The following is a 15,688-nucleotide window of genomic DNA, read 5'->3' on the forward strand; positions in this document are numbered from 1 at the left end:
AGTAAATTAGCGAACAAATCGCTCAAACTTACAAATAAACAGAAGAATTTAGCGAATAAATTATTTTTAAGAAAGGCTAGCCCGGAATTGCAGGTTAGTTTTTTAGTGTTTTATCAAACAGTTCATTAAAAATATACAAATATATGGTGGGGAACCGGTCCAATTAGTCCCATTGAATCAAATTTTGGTCCTCCACCGCCAATCCCATAAAAAAAGCCCAGTCTCCCGGGCTCTCTCAAACTCTTAAGCTGCTTCCTTCACTTCTGTTTCAACTTCCTTCGATTTAAACATCTTTCCTTTACTAAACAGCAATGTTAATCCAACTGTGATAACGGCGGTAATGGCCATTCCAGTAAAATAAGAACCCCAGTGTTCCGGGAATACAGATAGGAATGACAGCATTCCGCCGACACCTACAGAGGTGGCTTTTACATCCATAAAGGCAAGGTATGCGCTTCCAATGGCGCTTCCAATCATGACCGCGATAAATGGGTATCTGAATCTCAGGTTAACTCCATAGATGGCTGGCTCTGTGATGCCCAGCCAAGCGGAAACGGTTGCAGAAAGGGATACGCTTTTTAGCTTTTTATTATTTTTTATTAAGAAGAACATGGTTAAGGCTGCGATACCTTGTGCTAAAGTAACGGTTTCGCCGATCGGCCATAGCGTTACATAGCCTAGTGAGCCTGCCATTTGCAGGTTTACACCCAGGAATAAGTGATGCATTCCGGTAATAACAAGCGGCGGTGAAATTAATCCATAGACAGCGCCTGCCAATACTGGTGAAACATCGAATAAGTATAAAATACCATCTGTAATCCAGTTGGCTCCCGTCATGGTAACAGGTCCAATGACTGTAAATGTCGCAATCCCCGTAATGATCAGGGCAATCGGCGCAACAGCTAATAGCTGCAGGCTTTCCGGAATGATTCGTCTTAAACTCTTCTCAAGTGTTGCAAGCAGATACGCTGCAAACAGAACCGGGATAACTTGCCCCTGGTAGCCTACTTTTGCAATTTCAAATCCAAACAGATTCCATTTTTCTACTGAGCCCGGGTCAGATGCAAATGCATATGCATTCATCAGTTCAGGATGAACCATGATAAGGCCAAGTACAATTCCCAGTACAGGGTTTCCGCCGAATTTCTTTGCTGCAGAGAAAGCAATGAGTGCGGGCAGGAAAGTAAAGGCGGTATTGGAGATCAGATTAATAATTCCTGCAAAGCCGGACCATTCTGCATGGACATCGAGTACGGATTTTCCTTCATAAAAAATGCCAGGATTGGCCAGGACATTGTTTAATCCCATTAGTAAACCGGCTGCAACGATGGCCGGCAGGATCGGGATAAAAATGTCCGCCAGAACTCGAACGCCTCTTTGAATGACGTTTTTCTTTTTAGACGTAATTTCTCTTAATTCCTCTGAAGATACTTCTTCTGTGCCTGTTTGTTTCACAAACTCGGCGTATACTTTTTCAACCAGTCCAGGTCCGATAATAACCTGAAACTGGCCGCTTGCTGAGAAGGTTCCCTTTACAAGTTCATTTTCTTCCAATTTCTTCACATCGACTAGCTCTTCGTTATCGAGCACTAATCGAAGTCGGGTGACACAGTGTGTTGCGGTTACAACGTTTTCTGCCCCTCCGACGTTTTCGATAATGGAGGAAACGTTTTCATTTAATTTTGACATATGGTAAACACCTCGCTATGTAATGGCTTTCATTTAAGGCCAACTTGTTTAAACAAGTTCAGTATAATATACTTTACTTGTATATACAAATGAATTTTGAAAAAATTTTAAGGAGTGTCCGGCTATCATGGATATAACCAAAACACCGTTAAGCTATTATGGCTCTTATATGGCTCTTGCCTTTCAGGAGCATGAGGAGGCATTGAAAACAGGCCTTTATTTAAACTCATTAAGAGGTAAGTCAAGAAGCCATATGAATGTGTTAAAGCTGATTCCAACTGTCAGCGGAGCACCCATTGATTACGAATACATAGCAGACTATAATCAGATTTCATTGCGTTTCTCAGGCGGGGAAATCTCTATCTGCTTTGACAGTGATGCGGAAATTATGATTAAAGGGACAGGGGAAAATACTGGACTGCGTCTGGACACACAGCCTGTCTACAATTTTGAATATAATTATTTATTGGGTAAAAAAGGCAGCGAATACTGCATTGTAAACAGCTATAAAAACTTAACCAAATTCATGATTTTCTGCCCTAACGGTTCAGTTGCTTTAAATCAGGATGTTTACATGGATAGCAAAGGGAGCACGAATGAAGCGGAAAATCAGTCCGCCATTGATATCTCATCTATCGATGGAAGCGGATTTTTATGTGTGATCGAGGACCTTCCTACACATGGCGGGAAGCCTGCTGAACATGAATACAGCTTTGAGCAATCACTTGAAAAAAGCAGGAAAGCGTTTGATGACTATTGCAGCAAATTGCCAGAGGCAGCAGAAAAATATAAGGATACACAAATCAATGCTGCCTACATTAATTGGTCTTCTTTTGTTAAACCGGAAGGCTACTTGAAGCGCGATACGATGTTTGTTTCCAATAACTATTTCCTTGGAACGTGGAGCTGGGATCATTGCTTCAATGCGATCGCATTAGCTGGAGTGGATAATCAATTGGCCTGGGATCAAATGGCTGTCCTGTTTGATTATCAGGATGAGCTTGGGCAAATACCTGGTTCTCTCAGTGACTCCACCATGCGCTGGAACTTTGCCAAACCGCCTGTTCACGGCTGGGCTTATACAAAAATGATGGAAAAAATGGATTTCTCAACGGAGCAGCTTGAGGCCATTTACCGTCAAATTGAGAAACAGGTCCAGTTTTATCTGACTTATAAGGATTCTAATGAAGATGGTATTCCGGAATATCATCACGGCAATGATTCGGGCCAGGATAATAGTACAGTGTTCAGAAATGCCAATATTATTGATTCTCCAGACCTGACTGCTTTTCTAATCAAGGATATGGATATGCTGGCAATGGCCGCTGAAAAGCTGGGGAAATCAGAAGAGAAGAGCTATTGGGAACAGGAATCAAAACGGCTGACAGACCTGTTTTGTTCTTACTTCCTTGTGGATGATTTACCTGCTGCGCGTGTCATGTCTACAGGTGAAGTGATCGAAAGCGAGAGTTACCTGCCGCTTATGTCTCTTCTGATCGCAGATAAACTGCCGGCATCTGCCAGAAAGAAAATGGTTGAAACCATTAAGAGCGACAAATATACAACAGAATGGGGCATTGCCTCAGAAGCGGTTGACAGCAGCCTTTACCAGGATGATGCCTATTGGCGCGGCGCCATCTGGGCACCGACTACGCTTATTCTCATCGATGCTCTGGAAAGATGCGGCGAAACAGAGGCAGCGCTGTCCGTTAGTGAAAAATATTGCGAGCTTGTTCATCAGAATGGCTTTGCAGAAAACTTCAATGCCCTTACAGGTGAGGGGTTAAGAGATCCATCCTTTACTTGGACGGCAAGCACATTCATTTATCTGGCTGCTAAAATACAGCAAGCAACTGCATAAAAAAGTCCCCGGCACCCATCATGTGCCGGGGATCTTTTTATTTTATCCTCTGTGCCTGCTCGAAAAACACGAAGGAGTCAGGCGTATGCCTGGATTGGGTGAATTCAAACATCACGCCATCCGCGTTAAAGGTAAAATTGGTTACAATCGCTACACAATTGTAGTCCTGCAGGTTCAGATAGGTTTGATCCAGCTCATTTATTTTTTCAACCGTCATCATTCTTTTTGTGGTAATAATGTTTTCCTTTAACTCATTCTCCATGTATTCGTAGATGGAATCTTCGGCAATTTCCTTCGTTAAATCTTTTACAATATCTTTTCGAAAATAATTGTAGTCAATAATCAAAGGCTTTTCATCCAGATAACGCACTCTCTGCAGATAATAGATTTCGGTACTTATGGGGAATGAAGTTAGCTGTTCTATTTCTTCGTCCACTGTTAATTCAGTAAAAAAGACGACTTCTGTCCGGTATTTATTTTTGTTTCGGATCGAAGACTCTTTAAATGTCTCAATGCCTCCAAACAGATACTCTTTTTGCTTTAACTCCTGATAAATCACACGGACGCCCTGCCCATGAATGGTTTGGACATACCCGTCTGAAACCAGATTGGCAATTGCCCGCCGAACGGTATTTCTGGAGCAATCATAATGTTTTACTAGAGTATTTTCAGAAGGAAGCAGCTGCTGGAACGTGTATACCTTGCTGTCTATTTTGTTTTTTAAATCATTGTATATTTCAAGATATTTAATTTTAGCCATGATATCTCCCGGTGATTGTAGTGCATATCCTTTACGAACATAAAAGCAAAGCCGAATGTTCTTAGGAATAATTATATAATAACAAATTTTTTAAATTCTAACATTTTAGTACCAAAACCTCAGAGACAAGTACCAGGTACCTATACCAGTTGTCCTAACTGGTATAGGTACCTGGTACCGTTCCCGCTTATTAGAAATAACAAGAAGTTATTTCCTTTTTAGTTCTTATTTCTTAATTTTTTTACGAAATTATCTAACTTTTTCGCCAAATACTATTGAAAATATTCGGATTATTAAATATGATTTAAATTATACAAAAAATGAAATTGCATTTCACAAAATGAAACCGTTAGGAGTGTCATAATGGTTCAAAGAGTTTTAGAGGTTGATAAGTTAAAGGTTGGGATCAAGGATGATGGCGAGAAAATAGCCATTGTTAACGGAATTAGTTTTTATCTTCATAAAGGAGAGACTCTCGGAATTGTAGGGGAATCGGGCTGCGGGAAAAGTATGACTTCACTTTCCTTGATGGGCCTTTTGCCACCTGGAGTGGAGAGGCATGATGGTGATGTCCGGTTAGGGGACCTTCACTTTAAGGATTTTTCCAAGAAGGATTGGCGAAAAATCCGGGGTAAAAAAATATCGATGATTTTTCAGGAACCGATGAGTTCTTTAAATCCTGTGTATACCATTGGGGAACAGATTATGGAGATGGTTTTAAGCCATGAGAAGGTCTCCAAGAAAGCTGCCAGGGCCCGTGCGTTGGAAATGCTGAAGCTTGTCGGGATTCCAAGGCCGGAACATGTTCTGGATGAGTATCCTTATCAGCTTTCAGGCGGTATGCGCCAAAGAGTTATGATCGCCATTGCTCTTTCCTGCAATCCTGAAGTGCTGATTGCGGATGAACCAACAACTGCTCTGGATGTAACGATCCAAGCACAGATTCTGGAGCTGATGAAAGATATCCAGAATCAGCTGGATATGTCGATCGTCCTGATTACACATGATCTGGGTGTTGTAGCAGAAATGTGTGACCGCGTAATCGTGATGTATGCAGGAGAAATTGTTGAAGAATCTTTGGTTGTAGAGCTGTTTGACAATCCAAAGCATCCTTATACAAGAGGGTTAATTGCTTCTTTACCAGATGTGGATGAACAAAAGGAATATTTATCTTCCATACCGGGAGTCGTACCGGCACCGGGCAATATGCCAGCCGGCTGCCGATTTGCACCGCGTTGTACTTTAGCGCACGAACGCTGTAACGAAACCCCGCCGCTTTTTGAAACAGAGTCGGGTTCACAGGTTAAATGCTGGCTTTTTGAGGAGAAAAAGTCGGAGGTGGTTGCAACATGACAGAAGAACAAAACGTTTTATTAAAAGTAGAAAACCTGAAAAAGCACTTTCCGGTTAAAGGGGGCATTTTTGGAAACAAAACGCTCCAGCATGTAAAAGCAGTTGACGGAGTTTCCTTTGAAGTTATGGAAGGTGAAACTTTCGGGATTGTTGGAGAGTCAGGCTGCGGAAAGAGTACAACAGGCAGAACAATCTTACGTCTGCTTGAACCGACTGAAGGAAACATCTATTTTCAAGGCCGAAACCTTGCCGAGCTTAATAACAGTGAAATGAGAACATTGCGAAAGGATATTCAAATTGTTTTCCAGGATCCTTTTGCTTCATTGAATCCGAGAATGAGAGTTCGGGACATTATTGAAGAGCCCCTTATTAATTTCGGGGTGGCCGATCGCAAGGAAAGAGAAAGAAGGCTATTGGAAGTCGCGGACCAGGTTGGATTAACACCCGCACAGCTTACACGCTTTCCGCACGAGTTTTCCGGAGGGCAGCGCCAGCGTATTGGAATCGCAAGAGCCTTAATTTCTAAGCCTAAATTGATCATTGCGGATGAACCGGTATCAGCGCTGGATGTATCGATTCAGTCACAAGTCCTTAATTTAATGAGGGATTTACAGAAAGAGCTGGGACTTACATATATCTTTATTTCCCACGATTTGAGCGTTGTCAAACATTTCTGCGATCGCATTGGCGTCATGTATCTTGGCAAGATGGTCGAAATTGCAGAGAAAAATCGATTATATGATAAGCCTATGCATCCATATGCTGAAGCTCTGCTTTCAGCTCTGCCAAGCCCTCATCCGCTTAAAAAGAAAAAGAGGATTATTTTAAAAGGAGATGTACCAAGCCCTTCGAATCCTCCAAGCGGATGTACATTCCATCCGCGATGTGCTTCCTGCATGGATGTCTGTACAACGGATCAGCCAACCCTTCAGGCGGTGGAAGACCAGCATGCAGTGTCCTGCCATTTATATACCGAAGCTGGGAAAAAATCTGTTGCAGCAGGAGAACCAGTATGAGCAAAACAATCGAAAAAGGTCTCCATCTCTTAGAAATTTTTACAGAAGAAAAGCCTTACTGGAGACTGGATGAAATCTCAAAGACCTTAGGAATCCCTAAGGCAACCGCTTTTCGCCTTTTAAGGTCCTTTACTGAATTCGGGTATTTGCAGCGAGTGACCATTCATCAGGATGGCATGGTTGTTGATGGTGAAAGGTATGGGTTAGGCATTAAATTTCTGGAGATGGGGGAGCGGGTTGCCGCACGATTTGAGATTCGCAGGATTGCTCTTCCTTATATGAAGAATCTTCAGGGGATGTTCAATGAAGCAGTCCAGCTAGTCATTCGGGAACAAAATGCAGGGATATATTTGGAGAAAATTGAAAGCACTCGCCCTGTCCGGCTTTATACACGAGTTGGCAGGCAAGCGCCGCTATATGCTGGAGCCTGCACGCGCACACTTCTATCCTTTTTGCCGGACGAACAAATTTCAGATGTGCTGGAAAAACCCATTATCCCATATGCAAGCCAAACACCTAAATCAAAAGAAGAAGTTCTTCATTTGGTAAAAGAAACGAGAGAGACGGGTTTTGCTTACAGTGATTCCGAACTGGAGGAAGGCACCGTTTCTATAGCCGTTCCGATTTTTGATCGGTACGGAACCGTTTCATACTCATTAAGCATTGCTGGATTTTCAATGTCATTTCCAAGAGATAAGGTCCATCATTTCTTAGGCCCTCTTTGGGAAGCGGCAGCCGGCATTTCCAAGGAGATTGGTTATAACCTTCCATATCCATATGGGGGAAAAATAAACTAAATTATTACAGGGGGAAAGAGAATGAAGAAGAGATTACTATCATTGTTTGCCGTATTTATGACCTTTACACTCATTTTGTCTGCATGTTCAGGCGGAGGAGAGAAATCAAGTTCAAGTGAAAGCAAGAACAGCGAAAAAAATCCGGTGGAAGGCCGCGATAATGAGCTTGTCATTGGCGTTTCAGGGGATCCGCAAAACTGGGATCCGATTGATACCTTCCTATTGGATTGGAGTACGATCGGTACTTCTGTATTTGAAGGACTGGTAGACCGTAATCTAGATTTGGAGATTCAGCCTGGTTTGGCTGAAAGCTGGGAATATCTTGATGATAAAACATTGCAATTCAAGCTTCGCCAGGGAGTTACTTTCCATAATGGAGAGCCATTCAACGCCGAGGCTGTTAAATTCACATTTGACCGTCTGTTGGGTGAAGAAGGACAAAAAGGACCTCAATACTCCAACTATACATCCATTGACAGTGTAGAGGTTGTTGATGAGTTTACTGTTAACATGAAGTTAAAATCACAGGATCCGGTTCTTTTAACAAAGCTTGCCGGTTATGGAGCTGTTATTGTACCTCCAAAGTATATTGCTGAAAAAGGGGACGAGCATTTCAATAATAACCCTGTTGGTACTGGCCCTTTCAAAATGACAGGCTATAAGCGTGACCAGGAAGTCGTATTGGAAAAGAACCCTGAATACTGGAAAGAAGGACTTCCAAAGCTGGATAAGGTTGTTTTCAAAGTGATCCCTGAAGCTTCAACAAGACTTGCTGAGCTTCAAACAGGAAAAATCGATGTTATGAAACGCGTTGAGGTTGCCCAGGCAGATACAGTGAAGGAATCAGGCTTCCTTGAACTGCAGGAAGTTGGTACACCAACAGCATTCTCTTTGCGTTTTGATACGGCGAAGATGCCGCTTGATCAGAAAGAAGTAAGACAAGCGATTAACTATGCAGTTGATAAAGAAGCAATCATAAACGAAATCCTTGGCGGCTATGGCAAGCCAATCAGCACATTCCAAAGTGAGCTTTCTTTCGGAAACAACCCTGATTTAGAACCATACCCATATGATCCTGAAAAAGCGAAGGAACTATTAAAAGAAGCAGGTGTGAGCGAAGGAACAGAGCTTGACCTATTTATTCCGGGTAACGACGGAAATTTCAAAGAGATTGCACAGATTGTTTCTTTCTATCTTGAAGAAGTTGGCTTAAAAGTAAACATCAACAGTGTTGATAACACGACTCTTATTTCTGACCTAATCCCGAACGGCAATGCAGGACATATGTATCGCCAGGGCTGGGGCGGATGGACGCTTGACTTTGATAATACAGCTTACTTAATGTATCACGAAGGCGAGCAATGGAATCCTTCCTTTAAGGATGAAAAAGTAGAAGAGCTTCTTGCTGCACAGCGTGCGACTGTTGATCAGGAAGAACGCGAAAAAATCTTCAAGGAGCTTACAGAAGTTCTTTACGATCAAGCTCCAGAATTGAACCTTTATTCTGCGGTTGATTTATATGCAGTGAACAAGCGTGTTCAAAACTTCCAGCCGCCTCATGAGGACCGTATGCGTTTGGAAGAAGTAACAGTTAAGTAAATGACCTTTAAAAAGAGATAGTATGGTCTTCATGCTATCTCTTTCTTTTAAGAATTTTACGAGCCGGAGTGCATCTGGCTGTGCCTGGTCCGCGGAATGCAAATCATCCAATACCGGGATCAGGGCTTTTGCGTTTATTTATAAAATAAGAAATTTTAAGATTTTGAACGTTGAAAACTGTCTAGCGCAAGCAGCCTACCCGCTCGAGGTCACAAGCGAATCCTCCCAAAAAGGCAAAGAACGGGAGGCTCGTCTTGTGCTTGTCGGTGGGCACCAAGGAAAGCTTCCTTGGATGAACATCGCAGGAACAAGCGGTTTTTGCTTGTTCCGAAGGCGCTTGCGCTTTTCTTAGGGGGAACAAAAATGGCAGCTTATATTATTCGCAGATTGCTCCATACCATCTTAGTTGTATTTGCTATTTCTTTGATTATCTTCTTTTCCATTCGCCTGACTGGCGATCCGGTTTCAGTCATGTTTTCAGCGGGTGAGCCGACAAAAGAAGCAATTGAAGAAGTGAGGCGCAATCTCGGACTGGATAAACCAATTTATGTTCAATATGGAATTTTTCTAAAAGGTCTCGTTACGTTTGACTTGGGAGAGTCGTTTAGAAGCGGCATGCCGGTCATGGACTTGATTATGGAACGGCTTGGCGCCACATTGGCACTTGCGTTTGGCGGCATTACTGTAGCGATGCTAATCGCCTTTCCAGTTGGAATTTTATCGGCCGTGAAAAGAGGGACAGGCGTCGATTTCTTCGGACGTATTTTTTCATTAATCGGTATTTCATTCCCTAACTTTTGGCTTGGCATCATGCTGATTTTGATTTTTGCCGTTAATTTAAAATGGCTGCCTTCATCAGGCTTTGAAAGCTTCGAGCATCTTATTTTGCCATCCATTACGCTTGGCATGATTTTATCAGGTATATTGGCAAGGCTTGTTCGTTCTTCCATGCTTGAAGTGATGAACCAGCAATATGTATCAACCGCAAAATCGAAAGGGATCAGTGATTGGGCAGTAATTATTAAGCATGCTTTCCGGAATGCTTTATTGCCAACGGTTACTTTTCTTGGCCTTCAGTTTGGATCGCTGCTGGGCGGTACCGTTATTGTGGAACAAATCTTTTCGTGGCCGGGAATTGGACGTTTAATTATAGACGCCATCAATCAGCGTGATTATCCAGTGATTCAGGGCGGCGTTATTTTCCTTGCCGTCATCATGGTCGTAGTGAACTTAATCATTGATTTAAGCTACACCCTTATTGATCCAAGAATTAAAATTGGGGGGAGCGGAAGAGCATGACAACTTTAGAACTGGAAAAAACACCGCAACAGCAGCCAGTTACGGCCAAAAAGCCTTTTATGAAAAAAATCTGGAACTTCATCAAAAAGAATCCAGCCGGTGTGATCGGGATCGTCCTTGTCGTTTTAAGTGTTTCAGCGGCACTATTTGCACAATGGATTGCCCCGTTTGATCCTTCCAAAGCCAATCTGACTTCACGCCTTGCGCCACCTTCCTGGGCGGATGAAACGGGAGAATCTGTTTTCTTCCTCGGGGCTGACCAGGTAGGCCGGGATTTATTGAGCAGAATTATCCATGGTGCGAAGATCTCACTAATGGTAGGGTTTTTCGGCGTTATCATCTCCATGGTTATCGGAACAGTGCTTGGCCTCATTTCAGGCTATTTTGGTAAATGGCTGGATGATTTTATTATGCGTATAGCCGATATTCAATTAGCCTTTCCTTTTATGCTTTTTGCGATTGTTATTATGAGTGTACTTGGAACGGGTATTTGGAAAATCATTATTATTCTGGGTCTGACCTACTGGGTTGGGTTTGCGCGTCTGATTAGAGGAGAGGTTATTTCTCTAAAAGAGCAGGAATATGTTCAGGCTGCGAAAGCGATTGGCGGCACTAATTTTACAATTATCAGAAAGCACATTTTACCGAATGTTATGTCCTCCATTCTTGTACTTGGAACGATGTATATTGCTGAGTTTATTCTGTTGGAAGCTTCTCTGACCTTCCTTGGATTGGGTGTCGATCCGACGATTCCATCATGGGGAGGAATGCTGGCAGATAGCCGCAACTACGTAACATCGGCATGGTGGACAGCCACTTTCCCTGGTGTTGCGATTATGCTGACTGTATTGGGATTTAACCTGCTTGGAGATTGGCTACGTGACCGTTTTGACCCTAATATGAAACTGTAGGTGAATAAGGGTGGATAATATTCTCGCAATATGGACGAAGGAAGGTTTGCTTCGTGATAACAATGACGATGGAGTCATTGATGGAACCGCTGTATTTATAGACCTGCCGGATCATCTCGCTCCGGAGGGATTAATTGATTTCTGTGCCCGGCTGGGATATGAGACTACCTCTTTATCCCTTCGTTTTTTTGAACATGGTAACAGTGCTGTGAAAATGAGTTTTATCTATTCGGATGTGAAAACGGAGATAAGACTTGAAAATTGGGAGCTTATTGTTCGTTATAAGAGCGAAGCGGAATTATCCGATTTGCTGAAACTTATAGCTGCGATGGATCCTGAGGAGTCCGCTGGGACAAGTGACACGATTGAATTTAAAGATGGCAAGCTGGCTGCGGGACAAGTTTTTATCAAGACGATTGAGGGCAGGGGTGAAGAGGCACATCCTGAAATTAATAGTTTGAGTGATTTGTGGAGCTTTTCTGGTGTTGGTAAAAATAATGAAGCGTCCCCATCCAAACTGTTGCATTTGAATGTGAGTATTGAAGAAACGGTTAAAACAGCCGAGCTTTTAAAAGGATTATGTGACTTTGCTGCAAGAAGTGCGATGTATTCTACTGACATTGTTTTTCCTGTAACAGGTGAGCGTTCATCGGGAGGGCTTCGGCTGGAGGTTTTAGAAGATTCCAGTGCCAGTTTAGAGCTGACAGAACCGAATGTGCTGCAGCTAAAAGGACCAAAGGAATTAGTAGGCTCGGCTGCCCACCATCTTGCAAGGGAGAAGCATTGGAGCGAGGGCGGTGCATTTGGCTACTGGGAACAGGGATATAGTTTAAAGCAAAAGACGGAGGCTCCGCTGCTGTTTGAAGCGGAATGGGAGGATGTACAGGAAACAGAAATGGCTTATAGAATTTTAAAAGATTCAGAGGACCTTTCAGGTGCTGATATTGAGATTTTTTTATCAGAGCCGGGTGAAGTCCGCCGGGAGCTAAAGAAAAAGTGGAAGGATCTGTTTCCTGAAGTTAAGTCGTTAAAAGTTCGGTCTGCTTTTAAAACAGCGCTGCATTGGCTTGTTGAAGAGGTTCTGCCTGAATTGGGGGACTCTGGCGAAGCTGTTCAAGGGCTGGAGATAAAAGTGAAGAAGGAATCCAGCGAAAATGGGCTTGAGCTTCCGATTCGCTGGATCCAGGAGATGTACCCTGCAGACAGGCTTATAGAGGAAGAGTTCGGTCTGAAGGCGGAACTCGTTAATTATCAGTTAGAGGATAAATCGGAACATACATATGTTGTTTTTCGTGTGGATGAACGGGGCATGAGGCATTTTGTAAGCTCATTGGATGTTCCTGTTTCTGAGCTGCCATATGTGGATGGAAAGCATTATGTATATCCTGTTTCGAGTGCAGTTCGCGTTCGTACGGGCGAGGGTGCTGTCAGAGAACAGATCATCCAAACTGACAGGGAACGTTTTTACCGCTTTTATACAGAGGAAGTGCTGCCAAGGCTTCGCAGAGAAGTTGCCGATTATAGAGAAGGCCAGGGCCACACACGGCCGCTGTTTGACCGGATTGAAATCGATGTGTGGATGAGTGAGGAAGAACGGAAGCTTCCGGTTGATGAAGAGCGAATTTCTTCACTTGAAGCCTTGCATGAGGATCTTTATTTCAATACACTGGATTATTTCGCCCATATGGGTGAAGAGCTCGAAGGAAAGTCATTCAATGCACCCGGGGGTGTCCATCCTTTTATGCATGTCAGAGAAGGGGAAAAACCTGAAGCCTATATTCGGGTGTATAGCTGGGTAGACAAGCCGCTTGAAGATTGGGTGACAACCTCCATCCGATTTGATGAAAAGGGTGCTCTGGCCGAAGCTGTCATGACCAATGGGAAGGAAGAAGTCACCCTGTCAGTAGAAGCCTTTGAAAAACCTGAAGGGCATATCCATCCGGATGTACAGCACTGGCTGTCCGAGCAGGATTCCTATCGCATTTTATACCCGGACCACTCCTACCGGGGGCATGCTATTCCTATTATTGAATGTTTTATGGATGCTGGGGAGGAGTTTTATTCTCCTTTGAAAATGTCATTGTTCAAGAAAACGATTTTTATAGAAGCGGGGCATCATTCCAATGAGGTATCGAGTACGCCTGCTGTCCTTCAGTTATTGGAACGTGCCGATAACAAGTTTGGAGATTGGCTGAAAGATGTAAATCTCGTGATCCTGCCTCTGGCAAATCCGGATGGATATGAGCTTGTTACCAAGCTTATTGAAGAGCATCCGGAATGGAAACATCATGCTGCCAGGTATAATGCCGTTGGGCTGGAGTACTCACTTGTTCGTTTCCAAAAAACGGTATTTGGCGAGGCGAACATTTATCCGGAAATTCTGCGCCGCTGGGCACCGGACGTAATTGTTGATGACCACGGCATCCCAGCGCATGAGTGGGTCCAGCCATTTGCAGGCTATAATAGTCCGCCGCGCTTTCCTGTTTCATATTTTCTTCCAAGTGCCAAAATCTACGGGATTGGGAGATTATCGAGCGGAAACTATCGTGATTTGCATGTGGGAAATCTGGAGGCTGTTGTTGAACGGATTAGCCAATATATCAGCGGCACCGGCATAGAAAAAGAAAATAAATACTGGCAGGAGCGGTTTAGGAAGTATGGCAACCAGTGGCTACCCGCAGTTTTTCCAATTGAGGAAGCGCCAGGCATCCATTTTTACCGGCAGGCGGATGTAGCACCATCTTATTCAACAATCGGCATTTCGAGATATCCAGACTGGATTGCAGCGGAAGTGATTTCAGAAGCTGCAGATGAAGTGGTATATGATGAGGTGCTCGAAAGCTGCATAGAAGCACATATTGTTTTTAATTTAGCCATTTTGGAGGTTCTTCAAAAGGCAGGCATAGAAGTAAAACGAAATGGGCTATCGTATGAAAGGGTGCGGCCTATTAATCTTTCATGAAAGAGGTTTTAATAATGAAAACTCTATTGCTAACTGGTTTTGAACCATTTCTTGATTTTACGATCAACCCGACAAAGCGAATTGTGGACGAACTAAATGGACAAGAAGTCGGAGAATATAAGATTCATGGCGAAATTTTACCGGTCGATTTCAGAAAGTCGGGGAAGCTGCTCTTAGAACAGATTGAAAAGATCCAGCCGGACGCGGTTATTTCTTTGGGACTTGCGGGCGGCCGCTATAAAATCACGCCTGAACGGATCGCGATTAACACGAATGATGGAGATTCTGACAACAGCGGCAATGTTCCGGTTGATGAAATGATCCAGGAAGACGGAGCAGACGGCTACATGTCTACGCTGCCTGTACGAGCCATGGTCAATCGCTTAAAAGAAGCAGGCCTGCCTGCAGAAGTATCTAACACAGCAGGAACCTACCTATGTAACCATGTCATGTACCAGGGCCTGCATTATGCAAAAACACATAATAAAATTACGCCGTCTGGATTTATCCATATCCCAGCCTCCCACGAACTCGCCATCCAGCACGGCAAAATTCCAAGCTGGTCCCACGAAGACCTCAAAAAAGGAATTTTGACTTGTATTGAGGTGCTGGCGGAGAAACATTAGGGTACCAGGTACCACTCGAAAAACTCGGAAATAACCGCGTCATCGGAAAGGCTTTGGACGACCGGGCTGGGTGTGCTCTCTTGATCCGTTTGCTTCAGAACATCGGTGTCAGCGGGGCACAGCATGGTGACATCTATGGTGCGTTTACCGTTCAAGAAGAAGTTGGCTTGAGAGGAGCATCTGTTGTATCCAATGCCGTGGTGCCTGAATTTGCTTTGGCGCTTGATACAACGCCAACCAGTGACACCTTTGATGTCCTTATGACAGGCACAAGAACCCTTGGAAATGGACCTTGCATCAAAATTGCCGATAAATCCTTGATTGCCCATCCGCTTGTTACTCAGCATCTGGAAAAAGTGGCTGTAGAAGGAAATATCCCGTATCAGCAAGAAGTCTTCATGGGGATTGGGACAGATGCCGGCGCTATCCACATGACAAATAAAGGCGTCACAACGGCGTTATCTCCATCCCATCCCGCTACACACATACACCTATCGAAGTAGTTGATCTTGACGACATGGAGAACTCCTACAAGCTGCTGCACGACTTTGTTGTTACATTGGATCAGCTGAAAGGGAAGACATTTTTGGATACTTAATGGTGCCGCCGCCAGTTCGGCCCAATTGAACTCACAAATTTGTGAAACTAGCAAATAAACCGCTGAATTTAGCAAACAAATATAAAAATTAACAAATAAACTGCATAAACCATCGTATGAAGACTAGCTCCGAATCTGGGGCTAGTCTTTTTAGTATTCAATCAAACGTTTGATTGAATTTGTGCAAAGCATTGGTAGATGAATTTTGCTAAAAATT

Annotated in this window: 11 protein-coding genes and 1 pseudogene; 10 read left to right on the top strand and 2 right to left on the bottom strand. The window is 43.5% G+C overall.

Annotated features, from left to right (window positions below; all coding sequences use genetic code 11):
- Positions 1–243: 243 nt before the first annotated feature.
- Entirely contained in the window at positions 244–1,689 is a 1,446-nt protein-coding gene (locus IQ19_RS04385; RefSeq protein WP_144540270.1) for a PTS transporter subunit EIIC, read from the bottom strand.
- 127 nt (positions 1,690–1,816) lie between these two features.
- On the opposite strand from IQ19_RS04385, the gene IQ19_RS04390 reads away from it, so the two are divergent.
- Positions 1,817–3,550, top strand: a complete 1,734-nt coding sequence (locus IQ19_RS04390) for an amylo-alpha-1,6-glucosidase (protein ID WP_144540272.1) — start codon at positions 1,817–1,819, stop codon at positions 3,548–3,550.
- 37 nt (positions 3,551–3,587) lie between these two features.
- Here IQ19_RS04390 and treR read toward each other — a convergent pair whose 3' ends face one another.
- Entirely contained in the window at positions 3,588–4,310 is a 723-nt protein-coding gene (treR, locus tag IQ19_RS04395; RefSeq protein WP_144540274.1) for a trehalose operon repressor, read from the bottom strand.
- 363 nt (positions 4,311–4,673) lie between these two features.
- On the opposite strand from treR, the gene IQ19_RS04400 reads away from it, so the two are divergent.
- The 9 genes and pseudogenes from IQ19_RS04400 to IQ19_RS04440 all read left to right on the top strand — a co-directional run bounded on the left by IQ19_RS04400 (position 4,674) and on the right by IQ19_RS04440 (position 15,471).
- Positions 4,674–5,663: an ABC transporter ATP-binding protein gene (locus tag IQ19_RS04400; protein ID WP_144540276.1), complete on the top strand. Its 990-nt coding sequence runs from the start codon at positions 4,674–4,676 to the stop codon at positions 5,661–5,663.
- A complete protein-coding gene (locus IQ19_RS04405; RefSeq protein WP_144540278.1) occupies positions 5,660–6,679 on the top strand; it encodes an ABC transporter ATP-binding protein in 1,020 nt (339 codons plus the stop codon). The genes IQ19_RS04400 and IQ19_RS04405 overlap by 4 nt, the downstream gene beginning before the upstream one ends.
- Complete coding sequence (locus IQ19_RS04410; protein ID WP_144540280.1) at positions 6,676–7,476, top strand: IclR family transcriptional regulator; 801 nt, start codon at positions 6,676–6,678, stop codon at positions 7,474–7,476. Before IQ19_RS04405 ends, IQ19_RS04410 begins: the two co-directional genes overlap by 4 nt.
- Positions 7,477–7,497: 21 nt before the next feature.
- A complete protein-coding gene (locus IQ19_RS04415) occupies positions 7,498–9,075 on the top strand; it encodes an ABC transporter substrate-binding protein (protein ID WP_144540282.1) in 1,578 nt (525 codons plus the stop codon).
- A gap of 363 nt (positions 9,076–9,438) precedes the next feature.
- On the top strand, positions 9,439–10,374 hold the full coding sequence (gene nikB / locus IQ19_RS04420) for a nickel ABC transporter permease (RefSeq protein WP_110063946.1): 936 nt from the start codon (positions 9,439–9,441) through the stop codon (positions 10,372–10,374).
- Positions 10,371–11,285: an ABC transporter permease gene (locus IQ19_RS04425; protein WP_144540284.1), complete on the top strand. Its 915-nt coding sequence runs from the start codon at positions 10,371–10,373 to the stop codon at positions 11,283–11,285. The genes nikB and IQ19_RS04425 overlap by 4 nt, the downstream gene beginning before the upstream one ends.
- A 10-nt stretch (positions 11,286–11,295) precedes the next feature.
- Positions 11,296–14,247, top strand: a complete 2,952-nt coding sequence (locus IQ19_RS04430) for a M14 family metallopeptidase (protein WP_144540286.1) — start codon at positions 11,296–11,298, stop codon at positions 14,245–14,247.
- Positions 14,248–14,261: 14 nt separating this feature from the next.
- Positions 14,262–14,873 (top strand): pyroglutamyl-peptidase I, encoded by a 612-nt coding sequence (gene pcp / locus IQ19_RS04435; RefSeq protein ID WP_144540288.1) that lies wholly within the window; start codon positions 14,262–14,264, stop codon positions 14,871–14,873.
- Between the two features lie 53 nt (positions 14,874–14,926).
- Positions 14,927–15,471, top strand: a pseudogene (locus IQ19_RS04440) (M20/M25/M40 family metallo-hydrolase).
- Positions 15,472–15,688: the final 217 nt, after the last annotated feature.

It is taken from the genome of Cytobacillus oceanisediminis (assembly GCF_007830235.1).
Lineage (GTDB): Bacteria > Bacillota > Bacilli > Bacillales > Cytobacillaceae > Cytobacillus > Cytobacillus oceanisediminis.